Consider the following 21,156-nt stretch of genomic DNA (forward strand, 5'->3'; position numbering starts at 1 on the left):
GTGCGCAATGACTGAAGACTCCACCGACATCAACATCCGCTCGTACACGAGCCAGATTCCGTTCGCGCGCCACTTGGGCTTCGAGCTCACCAAGTTCGAGGGCGGCGAGTCCGAGATCATCTACACCGCCAAGCCCGAGCATCTGAACACCTTCGACGTGACTCACGGCGGCGCCTGCATGACGCTGCTCGACATCACCATGGCGGCCGCAGCGCGCAGCGTGGCGCCCGAAACCGGCGTGGTCACCATCGAGATGAAGACCAGCTTCATGCAGCCTTCGGTCGGCCCGCTGCACGCGCGCGGCACGCTCATTCACCGCACCGCGACGCTGGCTTTTACAGAAGCCAAGATCTACGACGAGCAAGAGCGCGTGTGCGCCCATGCCACCGGCACCTTCAAGTACGTGAAGCGCCGGCTGCCTACGGGGCCCGCCAGCGCGAATGCGATGCGCCCGCCTTCGACCGACTGACCGACCACCGAATGAATCTCCAGGAGCCCATACATGCCCACCAACAAGCAGATCCACCTCGACAACCGCCCCGATGGCGAAGCCGTTGCCAGCAACTTCAAGCTCGTGACCGCCGAAACGCCCGCGCTGGCCGAGAACCAGGTGCTGGTGCGCCACCACTACATGAGCCTGGACCCCTACATGCGCGGCCGCATGAACGACTCCAAGAGCTATGCGCAGCCGCAGCCGCTCGGCCAGGTGATGCAGGGCGGCACCGCCGGTGAAGTGGTGGAGAGCAAGCACCCCAAGTTCACCGCCGGCGACAAGGTGGTGGGCTTTGGCGGGTGGCAGGAATACAGCGTGGTCGACGCCTCGCAGCCCGGCGCGCTGAAGAAGGTCGACACCACCCGCGTGCCGCTGTCGCACTACCTCGGCGCGGTCGGCATGCCGGGCGTCACGGCCTGGTATGGGCTGGTAAAGATCATTGCCCCGAAGGCCGGCGAGACGATGGTGGTTACCGCCGCTAGCGGCGCAGTGGGCAGCGCGTTCGGCGCGCTGGCCAAGGCGCGCGGCTGCCGGGTGGTCGGCATTGCGGGCGGCCCCGACAAGTGCAAGTACGTGACCGACGAGCTGGGCTTCGACGCCTGCATCGACTACCGCCAGCACCCCGATGTGAAGAGCATGAGCGCCGCGCTCAAGGAAGCCTGCCCCAACGGCATCGACGGCTACTTCGAGAACGTGGGCGGCTATATCTTCGACGCCGTGCTGCTGCGCGCGAATGCCTTCTCGCGCGTTGCGCTGTGCGGAATGATCGCGGGCTACGACGGCCAGCCGCTACCGCTGGCCAACCCGGCGCTCATTCTCATCAACCGCATGAAGATCGAAGGCTTCATCGTGAGCGAGCACATGGAAGTGTGGCCCGAGGCGCTGACCGAGCTCGGCACGCTGGTGGCCACCGGCAAACTCAAGCCGCGCGAGTCGGTGGCGCAAGGCATCGAATCCGCCCCTGAGGCCTTCCTGGGTTTGCTCAAGGGCAAGAATTTCGGCAAGCAACTGGTCAAGCTGATCTAGGCTGCCGGGGGCCATACCAGCGGCCCGGCAAACCCGGTGCCGCGGTTTTTCTGGAACTGACTTTTCGGAGGTTCTGTATGAAGAATGCTGGAACGCACGAGGTGTTCAACCAGCCCGTGCCGCTGGTGGACTACAACCTCTTCGAAACCAACAGGCCCCTGCGCGATGCGTTGCAGTTCAACGCGCCGGCGCTTCAGCTGGCGCAGCTGCATGAACTGGGCGCCGCCGTCGGCTCGGCCGACATGCAGACGCATGCGCGCCTGGCCAACACCCACACGCCCGAGCTGCACACGCACGATCGTTTCGGCCGGCGCATCGACGAGGTGGAGTTTCACCCCAGCTACCACGCGCTGATGAAGGCCGCAGTGGGCGCGGGCCTGCACGGCACGCCGTGGACTGGCACTTCCGCCTCGCCGCACGTGCAGCGGGCGGCGGGCTTCATGCTTTTCACCGAACTGGAATCGTCGGTTCTTTGCCCCATCTCGATGACCTACGCCGCAACGCCCGCGCTGCGCAGCAATGCGGCGGTGTATGCAGACTGGGGCCCCAAGCTCGGCAGCCTTTGGTACGACCCGGCGCTCAAGTCGTTCAAGGACAAGCCCGGCGTGACCATGGGCATGGGCATGACCGAGAAGCAGGGCGGCTCGGACGTGCGGGCCAACACCACAAGCGCGGTGCGCGAGGGCAGCGACGCCTGGGGCGAGCGCTACGCGATCACCGGCCACAAATGGTTCTTCTCGGCGCCGATGTGCGATGCCTTCCTGGTGCTGGCGCAGGCGCCTGCCGGGCTGAGCTGCTTCTTCCTGCCTCGCGTGTTGCCCGATGGAAGCCGCAACGCCATCCACATCCAGCGCCTGAAGGACAAGCTCGGCAACAAGGCCAATGCGAGCTCGGAGGTCGAGTTCCACGGCGCCAGCGCCTGGCTCGTCGGCGAAGAAGGGCGCGGCATTCCGCAGATTCTCGAGATGGGCACGATGACGCGGCTCGACTGCGCGCTGGGCACCAGCGGCCTCATGCGCCAGGCGCTGAGCCTGGCCATCAACCATACCGTGCAGCGCAACGCCTTCGGCAAGCCGCTCGTCGAGCAGCCGCTCATGAAGAACGTGCTGGCGGACCTTGCGCTCGAAAGCGAAGCCGCAACCGCGCTTGCCATCCGCCTCGCCCGCGCGTTCGACCGGCAGAACGACGAACATGAACGCCTCATGGCGCGCCTGCTCACGCCGATCGCCAAGTTCTGGATCTGCAAGCGCGGCAGTCACTTCGCGCAAGAGACCATGGAATGTCTTGGCGGCAACGGCTATGTGGAGGAGGGCGGCGAAGGCAACATGGCCCGCATCTACCGCGAGATGCCGCTCAACTCGATCTGGGAGGGGGCGGGCAACATCATGGCGCTCGACCTGCTGCGCGGCCTGCGCAAGGGCGATGCGGTGGCGGCCCTTGCCAAAGAGCTGGCGCCGGCACGCGGCCAGCATGCTGCATTCGACCGGCTGGCCGACGCGCTGCCGTCCCGCATCGAGGCGATGGCCTCCGAAACCGAGGCGCGCCGTCTGGCACAGGACGTGGCCCTGGCGGTGCAAGCTGCATTGCTTGCGCAGGCCGCGCCGCCCGCGGTTGTAGGCGCGTTCTGCGCATCGCGCCTGGGCGGCGATTGGGGCAACGCGTTCGGCACGCTGGGCGCGGGCACCGATTTCAATTCGATCATCGAGCGCGCCAGCCCCCGTTGATCGCATTTCCCCGAACAATTCAAAGAAAGAACACAAGGACCCCGATGGCCGAACTCATCCTGCACCACTACAACACCTCGCCGTTTTCCGAAAAGGTGCGGCTCATCCTCGGCGCGAAGAAGCTGCCGTGGAAGTCCGTTCTCATTCCGGCCATCATGCCCAAGCCCGAGGTGGGGGTGCTCACCGGCGGCTACCGCAAGACGCCGTTCCTGCAGATCGGCGCCGACATCTATTGCGACAGCGCGCTCATCGCCGACGTGCTGGAGCATCTCGAGCCCGAGGCCACGCTCTACCCGGAACCCGAAAAGGGCATGTCGCGCATCCTCTCGCAGTGGGCCGACACCACGCTGTTCTGGGCCGCCATGGCCTGGAACCTGCAGCCCCGCGGCGTGGCCGAGGTGTTTGCCAAGGCCCCGCCCGAAGCCGCCAAGGCCTTCGGCGAAGACCGCGCGAAGATGAGCACAGGCAACATGACGCGGCTGCGCCCCGCCGACGCAACCAGTGCGTACAAGTCGTACCTGCGCCGCCTGTCCGATATGCTCGACGACAAGCCTTACCTGCTGGGCGAAGCGCCGTGCATTGCCGATTTTTCGGCATACCACCCGCTCTGGTACACCCGTCGCATCGAATCGGTGAGAACCATCCTCGACCTGACGCCCGCGGTGGTCGACTGGATGGATCGCATGGCCGCCATCGGCCACGGTGCGCCTGAAAGATCGAACCCCGACGAAGCCATTGCCATTGCCAAGGCCGCAACGCCGCACACGCTGCTGACCGACAGCACCTTTCAGGACGACCACGGCATTCCCCTCGGCAGCGCAGTCACGGTCCGCGCAGAAAGCTTCGGCCTCGAGGAAACGCCCGGCACGCTGGTGGCCGCCACGCGCACGCACTACACGCTGGAGCGCAGCCACGAGCGGGTGGGCACGGTGCACGTGCATTTCCCGCGCATCGGCTACGTGCTGAAGCAGGCCGAAGCCTGACAGCTTCTTGCGCGGGGCACCTTCGTGACTGCGCCGCAGCGCTTTTCGTATTTCAATTGCCGCATCAACGTCAGTCAGAGACAAAACTTTCAACGCAAGAAGGACACCGGCAAATGATTCAGGACTTCAAGGGCAAGACGGCCGTACTCACCGGCGCAGGTTCGGGCTTTGGGCTGGAGTGCGCACGCATCGGTGCCGCGCGCGGCATGAACCTGGTGCTGGTCGACGTGCAGCAAGACGCGCTCGACAAAGCTCAAGCCGAGATGGAAGCCGCCGGCGCGCAGGTGCTGGCCCGCAAGGTCGACGTGTCCGACGCGGCGCAGATGGAGGCGCTGGCCCTTGCGGTGAAAGAACGCTTCGGCGCGCCGCACTTCGTGTTCAACAACGCCGGCGTGGGCGCGGGCGGCCTGGTGTGGGAAAACACGGTGGCCGACTGGGAGTGGGTGCTCGGCGTCGACTTGTGGGGCGTGATTCACGGCGTGCGCCTGTTCACGCCGATGATGCTCGAAGCCGCCGCCAAAGACCCGAGCTACCGCGGACACATCACCAACACGGCCAGCATGGCGGGGCTGCTCACGCCGCCCAACATGGGCATCTACAACGCCGCCAAGGCTGCGGTGGTGAGCCTGACCGAAACGCTTTACCAGGACCTGAACCTGGTGACCGACCAGATCGGGGCGAGCCTGCTGTGCCCGTATTTCGTGCCCACCGGCATCACGAGCAGCGAGCGCAATCGCCCGAATGCGCCGAAGGAGACCGAGCTCACCAAGAGCCAGCTGATCGGCCAGGCCATGAGCAACAAGGCGGTGAGCAGCGGCAAGATCACGGCGGCGGAGGTGGCGGCGAAGGTGTTCGAGGCCATCAGTGGCAACCAGTTCTACGTGTTCAGCCATCCGAAGGCGCTGGGCAATGTGCGCAGCCGCATGGAGAACATCGTGGCCGTCAAGAACCCCGCGGACCCGTTTCTCGAGCGGCCCGAGATCGGGCAGAAGTTACGGGAGCAGTTGCGGGCGGCTTGATCGTTTGAGGCTACAACCGGGGCATGGATCCTTCAACTTCTTCCTCGATCCTTCAACTCGAGGATCTGGGCTTCGCGTACCCGGACCAGCCCGCGCTGGCGTCCGGGTGGTCCGTGGCCGTCGGGGAGGGCGTCACGCTGCTGTATGGCGACACCGGCACCGGAAAGTCCACCTTGCTCCGCGTGATGGCCGGCGCGCTGGCTGCGACCGGGCGGCTGACGGCAGTGGGCGCGCGGCTCGACCTCGCACCCGATGCCTATCGCCGGAACGTCTTCTTCTGCGACCCAACGACGGAAGCCTTCGACCAGGTCACGGCCCATGCATGCACGGCAACGCTCAGCGAAGGTGATGCGGGTTTCGATGAGGCTTCATGGCAAGGCCTCGTCGAAGGCTTCGCACTGGCCCCGCATCTGGAGAAACCGATGTACATGCTCTCGACCGGCTCGAAGCGCAAGGTGTGGCTGGCGGCAGCACTGGCATCGGGACGTCCGCTGGTGCTGCTCGACGAGCCTACGGGTGCGCTCGATGCCCGATCGATTCATCACCTGTGGAATGCGCTGGCCCGGCGCGCCGCGCAGCCCGGCCGCGCCGTCGTCGTTGCGAGCAGCGAACGCGTCACCGCGGTGCCGCTTGCAGGCTGCATCGAGCTGCCGCTGCGCTGAAGCTTCCAGGCCGCCGGCTGGGTGCCTTTCAGGTATGTGAGGCTGCATCAAGCAGCGGCCGCGGCCTGCGACGCGATCCAGTCCCAGACGCCGCGAATCGCCGGTTCATTTTCGCGTCCCTGCGCCGTCGCGAGAAAGTAGCTTCCGGTGTCGAGCGCGGGGCCGAAGGGCTGCACCAGCGCGCCGCTGCGCAATTCTTCGGCAGCCAGCGTGAGGCTGAGCAGTGCCACACCATGGCCTGCGAGTGCGGCGAGGATGGCGTGGGTTTCGTCCGAGAACGAGAGGCCTGCAGCCTTCATGGATCGGCCGCGGGGCGGTGCGATGCCGGCCTCGCGAAACCACCGCGGCCAGGTTGCGGGCGCAGCGGCGCCGGGCTGCCAATCGGCGTGAATCAGCTGGTGCTTCGGCAAATCGCTCACGCGCTTCAGGCCGAGCATCGAGCTGCACAGCGGCGCGTACTGTTCGGTCATCAACTCGCTCACCGTGAGGCCGGGCCAGTTGCCGCTGCCTGACCGCACGGCTATGTCGGCGTCGCCGCGCGCCAGGTCGACGAGCGTATCGCTGGCGTGCAGCCGCAGTTCGATGCCGGGGCACGCCTTGCGAAAGCCGGCCATGCGGGGCAGCACCCAGCGGGCGGCAAAAGCGGTGTTGGTGGTGAGCGTGACGGCCTGCAGTGCGGCAGGCTGGCGCAGCCTTTCGATTCCTGCCTCCAGCGCGTCGAAGCCCGCGCGCAGGTCGTCGAAAAGCCGCTGGCCCGCGGGTGTCAAAGCCAGCTGCCGCGTGAGCCGGCGAAACAGCGGCCGGCCCAGCGTGTCTTCCAGCGCGCGCACCTGGTGGCTGATGGCCGATGGCGTCACGGAAAGCTCGTGCGCCGCACGCTGGAAGCTCAGGTGCGCGGCCGCCGCTTCGAATGCGCGCATCGAGAGCAGTGGCGGCAAGCTGCGCGCCCGGCGAACAGGTGAGCTGATTTCGTTCATCGATAGAGAAATGATCGTTTGTAGGAGTTTGGTCTCGTCTCTAGATTAGAAGCCTGTGCAGTCATTTTGAACGCAGCAGACAGAACAGATCAACTCACTCATTGATGACCATGAACCTACTCCATATCGACACCAGCGCCCGTCCCGGGCTTTCGGGCATCGATCCTCACGGCTCGCACACGCGCCGGCTCTCGGCGCGCTTTGTCGAGCGTTGGCGCAAGGCTCGCCCGAACGATCGCGTCGACTATCTCGATGTGGGTCAGCACCCGCCGGCGCATGTCAATGGCCGCTGGATTCATGCGGCCTTCACTCCGCCGGCCGAGCGTGAGCCCTGGATGGCCGAGGCACTGGCCGAGAGCGACCGGCTCGTCGACCAGCTGATTGCCGCCGACGTGATCGTGGTGGGCTTGCCGATGTACAACTTCAGCGTGCCCGCGCAGTTCAAGGCCTACATCGACAATATCGTGCGCGTGGGGCGCACCTTTGGGTTCGATCGCGCACGCGGCGCCGTGCCGTATTGGCCGATGCTCGCGGACGCGGGCAAGCGCATGGTGCTGCTCGGCGCGCGCGGCGACCACGGCTACGGCCCGGGCGGACGCATCGCGCACCTGAACCACACCGAAAGCTCGGTGCGCTCCGTGTTCGGCTACATCGGCATTACCGATGTGTATGAGGCGGCGGTGGAGTCCGACGAGTTCGGCGGCGAGGAGCTCGCGCAATCGCTTCGCAGGGCCGAGCAGGAAGTCGACGGGCTGGTGGACCAGCTCAGTGGCACGGTGGCGAATGAGCGCTCTGTCGACGCTGCACTCGCCTAGGCGTTCATCTACCTCGACCGGCTCACACCGCCACAGGGCTGCGCTCGGCGAACTGCCCGTTCCAGTACGGGTAGTAAGGATAGGGCGGCGTCACGGCGCTGGCCGCATCGAGCCGCTTGATCTGCTCCGCGCTGAGCTGCCATCCGAGCGCGCCTAGGTTCTGCTTGAACTGCTCTTCGTTGCGCGCACCGATCAGCACGCTCGACACGCTGGGCCGCAGCAGCAGCCAGTTAAGCGCGATCTGCGGCACGGTCTTGCCGGTTTCCTCGGCCACCTGGTCCATCGCATCGACCACGCGGTACAGGCGCTCGTCCTCCACGGGCGGTGCGAAGCCGGCGGTTTCGTGCAGGCGGCTTCCGGCGGGCAGCGGTTGGCCGCGCCGCACCTTGCCGGTGAGACGGCCCCAGCCCAATGGGCTCCACACGATGGCGCCAAGGCCCTGGTCGATGCCCAGCGGCATCAGTTCGAATTCGTAGTCGCGGCCGATCAGCGAGTAGTAGGTCTGGTTGGCCACGAAGCGCTGCAGCCCGAGCCGGTCGGAGGCGGCAAGCGATTTCATCAGTTGCCAGCCCGAGAAATTCGATGCGCCGATGAGCCGCACCTTGCCCGCGCGCACCAGGTCGTCGAGCGTGTCGAGCACCATGTCGACTGGCGTCATCGCATCGAAGGCGTGCAGTTGCAGGATGTCGATGTAGTCGGTGTTCAGGCGCTTGAGCGCGGCCTCCGTTGCAGCGATCAGGTGGTGGCGCGAGGCGCCGACGTCGTTCGGCCCGTCTCCCGAGCGCAGCGAGAGCTTGGTCGAGATGATGGCCTTGTCGCGCCGGCCCTTGAGTGCCGCGCCGAGTATCGATTCCGACGCGCCGTTCGAATACACGTCGGCCGTGTCGAACAGCGTCACGCCGGCATCGAGCGCCAGGTCGACGATGCCGCGCGCGCCCTCGACGTCGGTGTTGCCCCAGGCGCTGAAGAGCGGGCCTTGCCCGCCGAAGGTGCCGGCGCCGAAGCCGAGCGCGGGAACCTTGAAGCCGGAGCGGCCGAGAAAGCGTTGTTCCATGATGGTGTCCTTGTAGTTGTCGTTGAGTAGTAGAGTTTTCAGGCCTGCGCCGAAGAGGCGCAGTCGGCCGGAGCGCCGTTGTTGCTCTCGCGCCGATCGAGCGAGCGGCTCCAGAGTGCAATCGCCAGGCCCACCAGCGTGAGCAGCGCTGCCACCCAGCCTAGCGAGCGCAGGCCAGGGCCGTGGTCGATGACGGCGCCGCCCGCCCACGCGCCGAGCGCGTTGCCCAGGTTGAAGGCCGCGATGTTGAGGCTCGAGGCCAGGTTCTGCCCGGCACCCGAGGCCTTCTCGAGCACGCGCAACTGCATGGGCGCCACCGTCGCGAAAGAAGCGATGCCGAGCAGGCCGACGAACACGACGGCGGTGAATGGCGTGCCGATGGTGAACTGCATCGCACCGAGAACGGCGGCCAGTGCCACCAGCGTGCCGATCACGGCGGGCATCGTTGCGCGGTCGGCCAGCTTTCCACCCAGAATGTTGCCCACGGCAAGGCCGCCGCCGAACACCAGCAGGATCGGAGACACCGCCGATTCAGGCAGACCAGTGACTTGCGTCAGCAAGGGCTGGATGTAGGTGAACACGACGAACACGCCCGCAAAGCCGAGCACCGTCATCGCCAGGCCCAGCAGCACCTGGGGGCGTGCGAGCACCGCAAGCTCGTCGCGCAGCGGCGCCGGCTTGGCTTGGCCCTTGACGCGAGGCACGAAGATCGCGAGCACTGCAAATGCCAGCACGCCGATCAGCGTCACGGCCCAGAAGGTGGCGCGCCATTCATACTGCAGGCCAAGCCATGCGCCCGCAGGCACGCCGAGCAGCGTGGCGGCCGTGAGGCCGGTGAACATGATGGCAATGGCCGAGGCGCGGCGCTCCGGTGCCACCAGGCCCGTGGCCACGACCGAGCCCACGCCGAAGAAGGTGCCGTGCGCAAGCGAGGTGACCACGCGCGCAGCCATCAGCAGTTCGTAGTTGGGCGCGAGCGCACAAGCCAGGTTGCCGAGCGTGAAGATCGCCATCAGCGCGAGCAGCACCGTCTTGCGCGGCAGCTTGCGGGTGGCAATGGTGAGCATGGGCGCGCCGACCGCAACGCCGAGCGCATAGCCCGAAATAAGCAGTCCGGCGGCGGTAATGGAGACATGAAGATCCGCCGAAACCTGCATCAGCAGGCCCATGATGACGAATTCAGTGGTGCCTATTCCGAAGGCACCGGCGGTAAGGGCGAGTAGAGCAATTGGCATGATGGCTCTACTGTGCGGGTTATTCCCATGGATGACTAGAATGCTATCTGTACATAGACTTGTGAATTGAAGTCACAGCGATCGGAGCCAAAGGACCGCCATGCCGCGTATCGACGTAAATCGCTCCGGCGAAATGGAAGCCTTCGTGCAAGTGGTCGAGTGCGGCGGCTTTTCCGCCGCGGCGCGCCTGCTCGACATGACGCCTTCCGCGGTGAGCAAGCTGGTGGCGCGGCTCGAATTGCGCCTGGGCATTCAGCTGGTGCACCGCTCCACGCGCAAGCTGCAGCTCACCCCGGAAGGCCTGCACTTTTACGAGCGCAGCACGCGCGTGCTGGCCGACATGGACGAGGCCGAGCGCTGCGCCGCAGCGGGCGCCGTGCCGCGAGGGCGCGTGAGCATCAACGCCAGCGTGTCTTTCGGGCACCACAAGCTGGTACCGCTGGTTCCGCGCCTGCTCGAGCTGCATCCGCAGATCACGCTGGACATTGCGCTGACCGACCGCATCGTCGACCTGATGGACGAGCGCGCGGACATCGCAATCCGATGGGGGCAGTTGCCGTCTTCCGACCTGGTGGCGCGCCGCCTCGGCGAAACCAGCCAGGCGATCGTGGCCTCACCCGGCTATCTTGCGAAGTACGGCACGCCGCACACGCCGCAAGAACTGGAAGCGCACAACAGGCTGGGCTGGAGCTACCGGCGCAATACGCCGGATTGGCCCTTGCGCGTCGATGGGCGAATGGTCTCGTTGCCCGTGGCCGGCCCGGTGCGCGCGGGCGACGGCGAAACCTTGCGGCAGTTGGCGATCGCAGGCGCCGGCGTGGCGCGGCTGTCGCTGTATCACATACAGCACGACATCGATGCGGGCCGGCTGGTGCCGCTGCTGCACGAATTCAACCCGGGCGAGGTGGAGCCGATCCACGCGGTGTACATCGGCAAGGCCGGCACCTTGCCTGCGCGGGTGCGCGCGGTGCTCGACTTTCTGGTGGCGTGCTCGGGCGTGGGAGGAGGGCGCTACACGGTCAAGCGGACCGAGCCGATGCCCGCAAATTCCGCCGTGACCTGATCGCCGCGGCGGCAGGGCACGATGCCGACCCACGAGCCCGTGGTAACCACGGTTCCGGCCGGCGCAGTTTGGCCGTGGCGCGTGATGTGGCGCAGCCAGATGGGCAGCAGCCATGCGGGATCGGCCAGCGGATGGGTGCCTTCGCGCACCACGGTTTCCGACGCGCCGACTTTGGTTTCGCAGCGCTGCGAAGCCCAGTCGACAGCCGCATAGGGCTGCCATTCGCTGAGCACCAGGGCGCCATGCACTTGCGAATCGGCAAGGCGAAGCAATGGAGGGGTAGCGGCCAGGTCTTGCCAGCGTGAATCAACGATTTCGACCGAAACTGCCATGGCGTCGATCAGCGAAGCCGTGTCTTGATGGTCGAGCTTCGCGGCCATGGCGGGCGTTACGTCTTGTCCGAGGCGCAGGGCGATTTCAGCTTCGATGCCGGGCGAGTGAAAGGCCAGGTCGCTGAAGTCCGCCGGACTCTTGCGCACGCCGTGTGGAGGCAGCGGCGCATGCGTGAGCGTCAGGTTCCTCGAGGCGCCGCCGGATTTCCAATGGGCCGGGATGCTGGTGTTACCAAACCAGCCGAGCGCAGCCGCTACTGCGTCCTGGACTTCGTAGGCTTGCGTGGCATCTTGCAGCGCGTCGGTCCAGGAGGCGGCATCGAGAGTGGTGTTGCTTCGGCGGGCGGCAACGAGTGCGTCTGCGAGGGCTGTCATTTGTGAGGTCATCTTGTGATTTTGTCAGTTGCGTCCTGGGCGAGTGCACAGGCCACCGGGTACTCCCCTCCGCGAATGTCCCCCGGGGCTGCGCCCCTCCTCCTTTATTTCGCTGCGCGGAGCACCCGATGCCCTGTGCACTGGGGCACGCTGCTGGTGCGCCGCCCTGAATCCCTAAGCCCGGGAACCCCGAAGAGGCACACGTCAAGTATCCACATGCACCTTGCCATCCTTCACCACCTTGGCCCACTTGGCGATCTCGGTGGCGATGAACTGCTTGAACTTGTCCTGAGAGCCGCCACCGTCCTCCGCGCCGTAGGTGTCGAGCTTTTCCTGCACGTCGGGCATCGCGAGCACCGTGTTCACGTCGCGGTTGATCTTTTCGGCTACCGGCTGCGGCAGCTTGCCCGGGCCGGCCAGGCCGTACCACGTGGTGGCCTCGAAACCTGCGAAGCCTTGCTCCTGCATCGTGGGAACGTTGGGGTGACCCTTGGCGCGTTTGGCCCGGGTCTGCGCCACGGCGAGCACGCGGCCGCTTTTTACGTGCGGCGTGGCTGCGGTCATGGTTTCGAAGCTGTATTGAATCTGGCCGCCCATCAGGTCGGCCAGCAGCGGGCCGCTGCCTTTGTACGGCACATGCAGGGCGTCCACCTTGGCCTGCAGCTTGAACATTTCGAGTGCAAGGTGCTGTGCCGAACCGGCTCCTGCGGAGCCGAAGCTCACAGTGCCGGGCGAGGTCTTGCACGCTGACACGATGTCGTTCACCGTGAGCGCCTTCTGCGCCGGGCTGGCAATCAGCAGGTTGGGCGTGACACCCACGAGCACGATCGGGACGAAGTCGCGTTCCACGCTGTAGCGCAGCTTGGGCTGCAGGCTGGGCGCGAGCGCGTGGCTGTTGATGTGCGCCATGAGCAGCGTGCTGCCGTCGCTGGGCTGCTGCGACACGTATTCGGCCGCCAGCACGCCCGCCACGCCGCCCTTGTTCTCGACGATGACCTGCTGGTTCCACATCGTCGTGAGCTTTTGTGCGACCACGCGCGCGAGTGCATCGGTGCCTCCGCCCGGCGGAAACCCCACCACGATGCGCACCGGCCCGCTGGGCCACTCCTGCGCGAAGAGCCGGGGCACGCCCAGCGTGGCGGCCGCGGCACCCGCGGCTTGAATCAGCGAACGTCTCTGCATCATCTTTGTCTCCAGTGTGTGGTGGGTCCGATGCGCGCCGGTGTCGTTGGCGACTACGCGGCTTTCTGCAGGTTGGCGGGGGCTGCCGCGTGGCTCGCGAAATGATCCATCGCGGCCTGCACGCCGCTACCCGCCAGCTTGATACCTGTGAGCTTCATGCCCATTTCGACGCCCGCCACCATGGCCACCAGCGTCAGGTCGTTGCTGTCGCCCAGATGGCCCATGCGGAACATGCGGCCCTTGAGCTTGCCGAGGCCGGTGCCCAGCGAAAGATCGAAGCGCTGATGAATCAGGCGGCGCAGCGCGTCGGCATCCACGCCCTCGGGCGTGATCACGCCGGTGAGCACGGGCGAGTACACGGCCGGGTCGGCGCATTGGATCGGCAGGCCCCAGGCGTTGACCGCCGCGCGCACGCCGGCAGCCCAGCGCTGGTGGCGCGCAAACACGTTGTCCAACCCTTCGCCAAGCAGCATGTCGAGCGACTCCGAGAGGCCGTAGAGCAGGTTGGTGTTGGGCGTGTAGGGCCAGTAGCCGTCCTTGTTCATCTCCACGATCTCGTCCCAGGCCCAGAAGGCGCGCGGCAGCTTCGCGCTTTTCGAGGCTTCGAGCGCACGCGGCGAAAGCGCGTTGAAGCTGATGCCCGGCGGCAGCATCAAGCCCTTTTGCGAGCCGCTGATGGTGACGTCCACACCCCATTCGTCGTGCCGGAAATCGGCGCTTGCAAGGCCCGAAATGCTGTCGACCATCAGTAGCGCGGGGTGGCCCGCTGCATCGATGGCCTTGCGCACCGAGGCGATGTCGGATGTGACGCCGGTGGAGGTTTCGTTGTGCACCACGCACACAGCCTTGATCTTCTTTTCAGTGTCCTTGCGCAGGCGCGCCTCGATGAGGTCGGCCTGCACGCCGCGGCGCCAGCTGGGCGCGGCGGGCAGTTGTTCGTCCTTCCCCGTCCACGCGAGGAACTCGGTCGAAAGGCCGAGCCGTGTGGCCATTTTTTGCCACAGCGATGCGAAGTGCCCGGTTTCGTACATCAACACGTGGTCGCCCGGGCTCAGCGTGTTGGCCAAAGCCGCCTCCCAGGCGCCCGTGCCGGAAGCAGGGTAGATGGCAACCGGATGCCGGGTCTTGAAGATCTGCTTGATGCCGCCGAGCACCTTGAGCCCGAGCGTGCCGAACTCGGGCCCACGGTGGTCGATGGTCGGCAGGCTCATGGCCCGCAGGATGCGGTCGGGCACCGGGCTCGGGCCGGGAATCTGGAGGAAGTGGCGGCCGGTGGGGTGGATGTCGAGTTGCAGCATGGACTGTCCTTTCGCTTTCAGTTTTGCATTCAAAACTGAATCAGGCATGCTGGTTTACCCGTAACCAGACGGATTGCAGCTGTGGTTTTTTGCATTCAAAATGCATTCAAAGAATCAGACATGACTGCAGACATCATCGAAATCTCGCGCCTCGCATTGCACGACCAGGTGGCTTCGCGCCTGCGCACGATGCTGGTCGAAGGGCACATTGCCCCGGGCGCCAAGCTGAATGAACGCGAGCTGTGCCTGCAGCTGCGCGTGTCGCGCACGCCGCTGCGCGAAGCCATCAAGCTGCTGGCTGCCGAAGGGCTGGTCGACCTGCTGCCCAACCGCGGCGCCGTGGCGGTCAAGCTCACCGAGGCTGACGTGCTCAACACCTTCGAGGTGCTGGCCATGCTCGAAGGCATGTCGGGCGAGCTGGCGGCCAAGCGCATTACCGACGAAGAACTTGCCGAGGTGCGCGCGCTGCACTACGAAATGATGGCCTGCTTCGCGCGGCGCGATCTCTCCGGCTACTACCGCCTCAATGCGCGCATCCACACCGCCATCAACGAGGCCGCGGGCAACCCGGTGCTGGCCAGCACCTACCGTTCCATCAATGCCCGCGTGCAGTCGCTGCGCTTTCGAACCAACCAGAACGACGCCAAGTGGAAGCACGCCGTCGAAGAGCACGAGCAGATGGTCAACGCGCTGGCTACGCGCGACGCACCGGCGATGCGCAAGGTGATGGTCGCGCACCTCATGCGCAAGCGAGACACGGTGCTGGAGCTGATGCGCGCCGGCGAAATCTACCCACAGACCCACAAAGCGAGCTGACCCCCCACACCATGCGCGTCGATCCCGCCAGCCACATCCAGCCCGCCGGAACCGTTCTTCCGCCCAACGAAACCTGTGATGCGCTCGCTCGCCGGCTGCGCGCCGAAACGCAGGGCGAGGTGCTGTTCGACGACGGTTCGCGCGGGCGCTACGCCACCGATGCCTCGATCTACCAGATCACACCGGTCGGCGCGTTCGTGCCGACCAACGAGCAAGACATTGCCACCGCCATCGACATTGCGCGCGACCTGAAGGTGCCGGTACTTGCGCGCGGCGGCGGCACCAGCCAGTGCGGCCAGACCACGGGCGCCGCACTGGTGATCGACAACAGCAAGCATTTCCGCCGGGTGCTCGACGTGAACGTGGAAGAGGGCACCGCCACGGTCGAGCCCGGCCTGGTGCTCGACCACCTGAACGCGCAGCTCAAGTCGCACGGCCTGTGGTACCCGGTCGACGTGTCGACCAGCGCGCAGGCCACGCTCGGTGGCATGGCGGGCAACAACTCCTGCGGCTCGCGCTCCATTGCCTACGGCAACATGGTGCACAACGTGCTCGGCGCGAGCGCCTGGCTTTCGAGCGGCGAGCTGGTCGAATTCGGCCCGCAGGCCACGCTAGCCCCCCGCGCGGCCGGCATTGCGCAGTTCGTGCACGGGCTGGCGGTGGAGCACCGTGAGCAGATCCACGCCCATTGGCCCAAGGTGCTGCGCCGCGTGGCCGGCTACAACCTCGACATCTTCGACAACCAGAGCGAGCGGCCTTATACGGCGGACGGCAGCGTGAACCTCGCGCACCTGCTGATCGGCGCCGAAGGCACGCTGGCTTATACGAAGAGCCTGAAGCTCAAGCTCGCGCCGCTGCCGCGCGCCAAGGTGCTGGGCATCGTGAACTTTCCGACCTTCCATTCGGCCATGGATGCGGCGCAGCACATCGTGAAGCTCGGCCCCACGGCGGTGGAGCTGGTCGACCGCACGATGATCGAGCTGAGCCTTGCCAACCCGGCCTTCAAGCCCACGGTGGAAACGGCGCTCATCGGCAAGCCGGCGGCCATCTTGCTGGTGGAGTTTGCGGGTGCCGACAAGCCTGGACTGCTGCCTCGGCTCAAGCAACTGGTCGAGCTCATGGGTGACCTGGGACTGCCCGGCAGCGTGGTCGAAATGCCCGACGACGCTCGCCAGAAAAACCTATGGGAAGTGCGCAAGGCCGGCCTCAACATCATGATGAGCCTGAAGGGCGACGGCAAGCCGGTGAGCTTCATCGAAGACTGCGCCGTGCCGCTCGAGCACCTGGCTGAGTACACGGACGCCCTGACCGAAGTGTTCGCCCGGTACGGCAGCCGTGGCACCTGGTATGCGCATGCCTCGGTAGGCACGCTGCACGTGCGGCCGATTCTCGACATGCGCGCAGACGGCGGCGCCAAGATGCGCGCCATTGCCGAAGAAGCCGCCGCGCTGGTGCGCAAGTACAAGGGCGCCTTCAGTGGCGAACATGGCGACGGCCTGTGCCGCGGCGAATGGATCGAATGGCAGTTCGGCCCCGCCATCAACGAGGCGTTTCGCGCCATCAAGCACAAGCTCGATCCGGCCAACCTTTTCAACCCCGGCAAGATCATCGACACGCCGCGCATGGACGACGGCGCGCTGTTCCGCTTTGCGCCGCCCACGGCGCCCAAACCTTACAAGCGCATCGAGCTCAAGCCCGTGCTCGACTGGTCGGCCTGGAACGTCAATGCCGATCCGGTGACCGAGCAGACCACCGCGCCCGGCACCGGCGGCGACAGCACCGGCGGCCTCGCCAAGGCCGCGGAAATGTGCAACAACAACGGCCATTGCAGAAAGTTCGACGCCGGCACCATGTGCCCGAGCTACCGCGTGACGCGCGATGAGCAGCACCTTACGCGCGGCCGCGCCAACACGCTGCGGCTCGCGCTCTCGGGGCAGCTTGGCCCCGACGCCTTCACCGGCGAAGAGATGCACGAGACCATGGACCTGTGCGTCGGCTGCAAGGGCTGCAAGCGGGACTGCCCGACGGGCGTGGACATGGCGAAGATGAAGATCGAGTTTCTCGATCACTACAAGAAGCGCCACGGCCACACGCTGAAGGACAAGATCGTGGCCTATATGCCCGACTACGCGCGCACGGCCAGCCGCATGCCGTGGCTCATGAACCTGCGCAACACCATGCCCGGGGCGGCCTGGCTGGGCGAAAAACTATTGGGCTTTTCCGCCCGCCGGTCGCTGCCGGAATGGCGTTCCGACACCTTCTGGCGCGCCAAGGCCGAGCTGCACGGCATGTTCGCCGGCCGCGAGGCGGTGCTGTCGGTACAGGCGAACGGCGGCAAGGCCGCGGTGCTTTTCGTCGATACCTTCAACGGCACTTTCGAAAGCGAGAACGCGTTGGCCGCGGCACGCGTGCTCAAGGCCGCGGGCTACACGCTGCACACGGTCGAAAAAAGCGGCGGACACCACTGCTGCGGCCGCACCTTCCTGGCCAGCGGCATGGTGGCCGAAGCCAAGCGCCGTGCCGAGGCACTGATCGACGCGCTCAAGCCGCTGGCGGAGGCGGGCATTCCTATCGTCGGGCTCGAGCCCTCATGCCTGCTTACGCTGCGCGACGAAACCCTGGTGATGGGCTTCGGCAAGAAGGCCCAAACAGTCGCCAAGCAGGCGCTGCTGTTCGAAGAGTTCATTGCGCGCGAGATGAAAGCCGGCCGCTTCGCGCTTGCGCTCACCCCCGCGACGGCGCCGATCCTGCTGCACGGGCACTGCCACCAGAAGGCGTTCGGCGCGGTGAGCCCGGTGCTGGAGGTGCTGCGGCTCATTCCCGGCGCCGAGCCTGAACTGATCGAAAGCTCATGCTGCGGCATGGCCGGCAGCTTTGGCTACGAGGCGCGCCATATCGACGTGTCGATGCAGATGGCCGAGGCCAGCCTGCTGCCGGCGATCCGCGCGAAGCCGAACGCAATAGTGGTGGCCGACGGCACCAGCTGCCGCCACCAGATCGGCGACGGCGCGCAGCGCGAAGCGGTGCATGTGGCCGTACTGCTGGAGCGGCACCTGGCGCCGGCAGCCCTGGTCGATTGAACGGCTATCGCGGGTGGCACAAAATGGCGCGATGAACGATGAAGCAGCGACCACAGCAGCAGTTGCGGCGGAGCCCGGCTTCGCGCTGTTCGACACCGCAATAGGCACTTGCGCGCTCGCTTGGGGGCCGCGCGGGCTCATCGGCGTGCAACTGCCTGAAGAAAGCGGGGCGGCTGCCACGCGGGCGCGCATGCGGCGCCGCTTTCCGGATCTGACCGAGGCCGTGCCGCCCGAGAGCGCGCAGAAGGCAGTCGCAGCCATCCAGGCCCTTCTGCAAGGCGAGCCGGATGACCTGAGCGGCATCGAGCTCGACATGAGCCGCGTATCGGAATTTCATCGACGCATCTACGCCATTGCCCGCCGCATTCCCCCCGGCCAGACGCGCACCCATGGCGAAATCGCGGCCGAGCTGGGCGACAAGGGGCTGTCGCGTGCGGTAGGCCAGGCCATGGGGCACAACCCGTTCGCGCCGGTAGTGCCGTGCCATCGCGTGCTGGCCGCGGGCAACAAGCCCGGCGGCTTTTCGGCGGGAGGCGGCGCGTTGACAAAGCTGCGCATGCTCGACATAGAGGGCGCGCGGCCGAACGGCATGGCCTCGCTGTTCTAGAAGCGCGGACCCGAGTCTTCTTCAGATACCTGTCGGCCGGCGCAGCTGCACTGCGAGCTGGTACACCGTGGCAGCCAGGAGGAATGCCGCGGCAACCACTTCCAAGAGGATGGTGGCATTGGCCATGCGGGTATGCCACTCGAACGGTGCGAGCGCATAGTGGCCGAGGCCGTCGAACCCGAGCACCGCGTACGCAGCAACCAGGACCAGACCCGTGGCGATCCACTTCTTGCGGATGAGCAGGAAGCCGAGCAGGCCCACCGATGTAATTGCCACCCAGGCGGCGTAGATCCTTGCGCTGGTAAACGAGGCCGGCAGATTTGGATACTCGCAGATGAACTCGGCGTTGTGGGTGAAGTGCCCGAGGCTGGTCATGAAATACACCACGGCCAGAGCGACGAACAGCCCGGGAAGCTTGCCGGACTTCATGCCGGCGCGTCCCCTTCGGCCTGTGCCGACGTCGCCCGCTCGGCCCTCATGATCTGGTGCCGCTGCCAGTAGCGGCCGACGGCGCCCTTGAAGTTGTCTTTCTGCTTGCCCAGCCCGCCCACCTTCACCTTGGTGGTGCGCGCGCCCAGCATGCCCTTGTCGTGGTGCGTCACGACCAGCACGTCGCCGAAGGTGTTGTCCTGGTAGGTCAGGTCCTTGACCTCGTCCCATCCGATGGTCGAGCCGCCATCAACGCTCTGGTGCAGGCCCTCGTAGCTCACTTGCACGCTTTCGTCGTTCTTCAGCGCAAACTCCACCGGCGGAAAGTGGCGCAGCACCACGGCGCGTTCTTCTTCCGTGGCCGGTTCGTAGCGGTAGGCAAGGCTCAGTTCGTGGTTCTGTACGAAGCGCTGCTCATAGTCGCTCCACAGCCGCGCCTCGATGTCGGCGGCGGTCTCGATCTCGTCGGCCCACGAGGCTTGCGGTGCGGTCGAGACAATGGCGCCGTAGTCGGTTTCGGGCACGTGATGCCCCACGTTGCGCATGCGCTCCAGGAGCGGCGGATGGGTGTCGTAGGGGTGCGGCACGTCGGCGGTTTTCATCGTCTCGATGAACGCATCCGAGCCCGCGTACGGCGGCAGGCCCGCGGCCACGAAGCTGGCAATGCCGAGCGCGCCGTCATGCTGACGGTTGTGCTCGAAGAGCTTCTGCTCCACGTCGTTGCGGTAGCTGGCATAGGCCGAAATCTTGATGAGAGATTGCACGATGGCGTTCGGCGCCGTCAGGCCGGCGGAGACACGGTCGGCCTTGAATTCCCGCTCACGGCTGTCGCGCGCCAGGGCAAACGAAAAGATCATTCGGTACAGGCGCAGCAAGAAGTGCGCAACGATGGTCAGCCCGCCGCTGCGCATTTCCCAGGTGTACTGGTCGAACTGCTGCAGCTTGGGTCCGAGTGCCGCGCTGCTCCGGGTGTCGCCGCCGCCCAGGTGGGCCAGCTCGTGCGCGAGCACCGCGTCGGCTTCGGTCTGGTCGAGCACGCGCAGCAGCGGAATGCTCACGAAGAGCGTGCGGCCGTGCAAGGTCTGGCCGCGAACATCGCAGGGCGTCTCAGTCACGAAAAAGTTGGTGTCGATGCCTGCAACGATGTGGTCTGGCGGTGTGGTCTTCACGCGGGCAGCCAGTTCGCGGATGCGGTTCCACAAACGCGGCGCATCGGCTTCCGCAACCACCTCGCCTTCGATCACGTTGCCGAAGGGCAGCTTCTTGAAAAGCGTGTAGATCGCATAGAAAACAGCCACTGCGGCTGCAATGCCGGCAATGGCAATCAGCTTGATGTAGTAGCGCTCCATGAAGTACGCGGTAAGCCAGAACGACAGCCACACCAGCATGGAGCTCTGCAGCACGACCTCGACCGCGCTGGACACGGTCATGAGCCGCCAGCCGGCCACAAAGCTGGCATAGCGAAGGCCGCGGTTGGCAAAGGCGAGGGCGCCCAGCACAAGTGCGGCCGCCAGCAGCGCCGCGCCGAGCGCCAGAGTCCATATAGCGGCCCGGTCGGCCCAATGGAACTGCCATTGCATCGAATAGGGCTCGCACACTTGCTCGTGAAAGTCCTTGTCTTCAGGCGCCGTGGCGCTGCAAGCCTTGGACAGCGGATGGCTGCGGTAAAACTCGGTGGTCTGTGCCTTGTCGGCGGCCGACAGGCGGGTGTCGGAAGCGATGCGCGCCTCGATGGCCTGCAAGAACTCGGCGTCTTGCGAGCGAAGCGCGTATTCGGTGAAAACCAGTGTTGCCGCCGGAATGGCGAAGAGCGACACCAGCGTCAGTAAAAACACGCGAAAAAGGTGTTTATGGATCGTTTGCGCGACGGCCATGAATACTCCCTCCAGGAGACAAGTGTTGTGAATCGTTGTAAATATTCCGGGAAGCCGATAGCGTAGCCGTCGATTGCTTTCTTGCGAATATCGGACGGCGCCCATGGAAACG

The 21,156-nt window shown here is 65.9% G+C and carries 19 protein-coding genes; 11 read left to right on the forward strand and 8 right to left on the reverse strand.

Annotation, left to right across the window (positions count from 1 at the left end; translation table 11 throughout):
* Positions 1-7 precede the first annotated feature (7 nt).
* From GOQ09_RS13070 to GOQ09_RS13095, 6 genes are all read left to right on the forward strand, one after another.
* Positions 8-469, forward strand: coding sequence for a PaaI family thioesterase (locus GOQ09_RS13070; protein ID WP_157613793.1), 462 nt, complete (start codon positions 8-10; stop codon positions 467-469).
* A gap of 33 nt (positions 470-502) precedes the next feature.
* Positions 503-1,519: an NADP-dependent oxidoreductase gene (locus GOQ09_RS13075; RefSeq protein WP_157613794.1), complete on the forward strand. Its 1,017-nt coding sequence runs from the start codon at positions 503-505 to the stop codon at positions 1,517-1,519.
* Between the two features lie 77 nt (positions 1,520-1,596).
* The gene (locus tag GOQ09_RS13080) at positions 1,597-3,243 is read left to right on the forward strand and encodes an isovaleryl-CoA dehydrogenase (protein WP_157613795.1); all 1,647 of its coding nucleotides are present in this window, start codon (positions 1,597-1,599) and stop codon (positions 3,241-3,243) included.
* A 44-nt stretch (positions 3,244-3,287) separates the two neighbouring features.
* The gene (locus GOQ09_RS13085) at positions 3,288-4,226 is read left to right on the forward strand and encodes a glutathione S-transferase family protein (protein WP_157613796.1); all 939 of its coding nucleotides are present in this window, start codon (positions 3,288-3,290) and stop codon (positions 4,224-4,226) included.
* Between the two features lie 113 nt (positions 4,227-4,339).
* Positions 4,340-5,245: an SDR family oxidoreductase gene (locus GOQ09_RS13090; RefSeq protein WP_157613797.1), complete on the forward strand. Its 906-nt coding sequence runs from the start codon at positions 4,340-4,342 to the stop codon at positions 5,243-5,245.
* A 23-nt stretch (positions 5,246-5,268) separates the two neighbouring features.
* A complete protein-coding gene (locus GOQ09_RS13095) occupies positions 5,269-5,907 on the forward strand; it encodes an ABC transporter ATP-binding protein (RefSeq protein WP_157613798.1) in 639 nt (212 codons plus the stop codon).
* Between the two features lie 47 nt (positions 5,908-5,954).
* On the opposite strand, the gene GOQ09_RS13100 is transcribed toward GOQ09_RS13095, so the two are convergent.
* Entirely contained in the window at positions 5,955-6,884 is a 930-nt protein-coding gene (locus tag GOQ09_RS13100) for a LysR substrate-binding domain-containing protein (RefSeq protein WP_157613799.1), read from the reverse strand.
* Positions 6,885-6,988: 104 nt separating this feature from the next.
* Here GOQ09_RS13100 and GOQ09_RS13105 point away from each other — a divergent pair, with 104 nt between their 5' ends.
* Entirely contained in the window at positions 6,989-7,699 is a 711-nt protein-coding gene (locus tag GOQ09_RS13105; RefSeq protein ID WP_207309849.1) for an FMN-dependent NADH-azoreductase, read from the forward strand.
* Between the two features lie 22 nt (positions 7,700-7,721).
* Here the strand turns inward: GOQ09_RS13105 and GOQ09_RS13110 are convergent, their stop codons facing one another.
* The gene (locus GOQ09_RS13110; protein WP_157613801.1) at positions 7,722-8,753 is read right to left on the reverse strand and encodes an aldo/keto reductase; all 1,032 of its coding nucleotides are present in this window, start codon (positions 8,751-8,753) and stop codon (positions 7,722-7,724) included.
* A gap of 38 nt (positions 8,754-8,791) precedes the next feature.
* Entirely contained in the window at positions 8,792-9,988 is a 1,197-nt protein-coding gene (locus GOQ09_RS13115; RefSeq protein WP_157613802.1) for an MFS transporter, read from the reverse strand.
* Positions 9,989-10,088: 100 nt separating this feature from the next.
* On the opposite strand from GOQ09_RS13115, the gene GOQ09_RS13120 reads away from it, so the two are divergent.
* On the forward strand, positions 10,089-11,051 hold the full coding sequence (locus tag GOQ09_RS13120) for a LysR substrate-binding domain-containing protein (RefSeq protein WP_157613803.1): 963 nt from the start codon (positions 10,089-10,091) through the stop codon (positions 11,049-11,051).
* On the opposite strand, the gene GOQ09_RS13125 is transcribed toward GOQ09_RS13120, so the two are convergent.
* The 3 genes from GOQ09_RS13125 to GOQ09_RS13135 all read right to left on the reverse strand — a co-directional run bounded on the left by GOQ09_RS13125 (position 11,000) and on the right by GOQ09_RS13135 (position 14,238).
* Positions 11,000-11,758, reverse strand: a complete 759-nt coding sequence (locus GOQ09_RS13125) for a 2-keto-4-pentenoate hydratase (protein ID WP_207309851.1) — start codon at positions 11,756-11,758, stop codon at positions 11,000-11,002. The genes GOQ09_RS13120 and GOQ09_RS13125 overlap by 52 nt on opposite strands.
* Positions 11,759-11,962: 204 nt before the next feature.
* Entirely contained in the window at positions 11,963-12,940 is a 978-nt protein-coding gene (locus tag GOQ09_RS13130; protein WP_165442142.1) for a Bug family tripartite tricarboxylate transporter substrate binding protein, read from the reverse strand.
* A 53-nt stretch (positions 12,941-12,993) separates the two neighbouring features.
* Positions 12,994-14,238, reverse strand: a complete 1,245-nt coding sequence (locus GOQ09_RS13135) for a pyridoxal-phosphate-dependent aminotransferase family protein (RefSeq protein ID WP_157613806.1) — start codon at positions 14,236-14,238, stop codon at positions 12,994-12,996.
* A gap of 120 nt (positions 14,239-14,358) precedes the next feature.
* On the opposite strand from GOQ09_RS13135, the gene GOQ09_RS13140 reads away from it, so the two are divergent.
* The 3 genes from GOQ09_RS13140 to GOQ09_RS13150 are packed head-to-tail and all read left to right on the forward strand — an operon-like array spanning position 14,359 to position 18,741.
* Positions 14,359-15,054 carry a GntR family transcriptional regulator gene (locus tag GOQ09_RS13140; protein WP_157613807.1) on the forward strand — a complete coding sequence of 232 codons (696 nt, stop codon included), beginning with the start codon at positions 14,359-14,361 and terminating at the stop codon, positions 15,052-15,054.
* Between the two features lie 11 nt (positions 15,055-15,065).
* The gene (locus tag GOQ09_RS13145) at positions 15,066-18,134 is read left to right on the forward strand and encodes an FAD-binding and (Fe-S)-binding domain-containing protein (protein WP_157613808.1); all 3,069 of its coding nucleotides are present in this window, start codon (positions 15,066-15,068) and stop codon (positions 18,132-18,134) included.
* Between the two features lie 31 nt (positions 18,135-18,165).
* Positions 18,166-18,741 carry a methylated-DNA--[protein]-cysteine S-methyltransferase gene (locus GOQ09_RS13150; RefSeq protein ID WP_157613809.1) on the forward strand — a complete coding sequence of 192 codons (576 nt, stop codon included), beginning with the start codon at positions 18,166-18,168 and terminating at the stop codon, positions 18,739-18,741.
* Positions 18,742-18,762: 21 nt separating this feature from the next.
* Here the strand turns inward: GOQ09_RS13150 and GOQ09_RS13155 are convergent, their stop codons facing one another.
* Entirely contained in the window at positions 18,763-19,170 is a 408-nt protein-coding gene (locus GOQ09_RS13155) for a hypothetical protein (protein ID WP_157613810.1), read from the reverse strand.
* Positions 19,167-21,044 carry a M48 family metallopeptidase gene (locus GOQ09_RS13160; RefSeq protein WP_157613811.1) on the reverse strand — a complete coding sequence of 626 codons (1,878 nt, stop codon included), beginning with the start codon at positions 21,042-21,044 and terminating at the stop codon, positions 19,167-19,169. Before GOQ09_RS13160 ends, GOQ09_RS13155 begins: the two co-directional genes overlap by 4 nt.
* Positions 21,045-21,156: the final 112 nt, after the last annotated feature.

This window comes from Variovorax paradoxus (genome assembly GCF_009755665.1).
Lineage (GTDB): Bacteria > Pseudomonadota > Gammaproteobacteria > Burkholderiales > Burkholderiaceae_C > Variovorax > Variovorax paradoxus_G.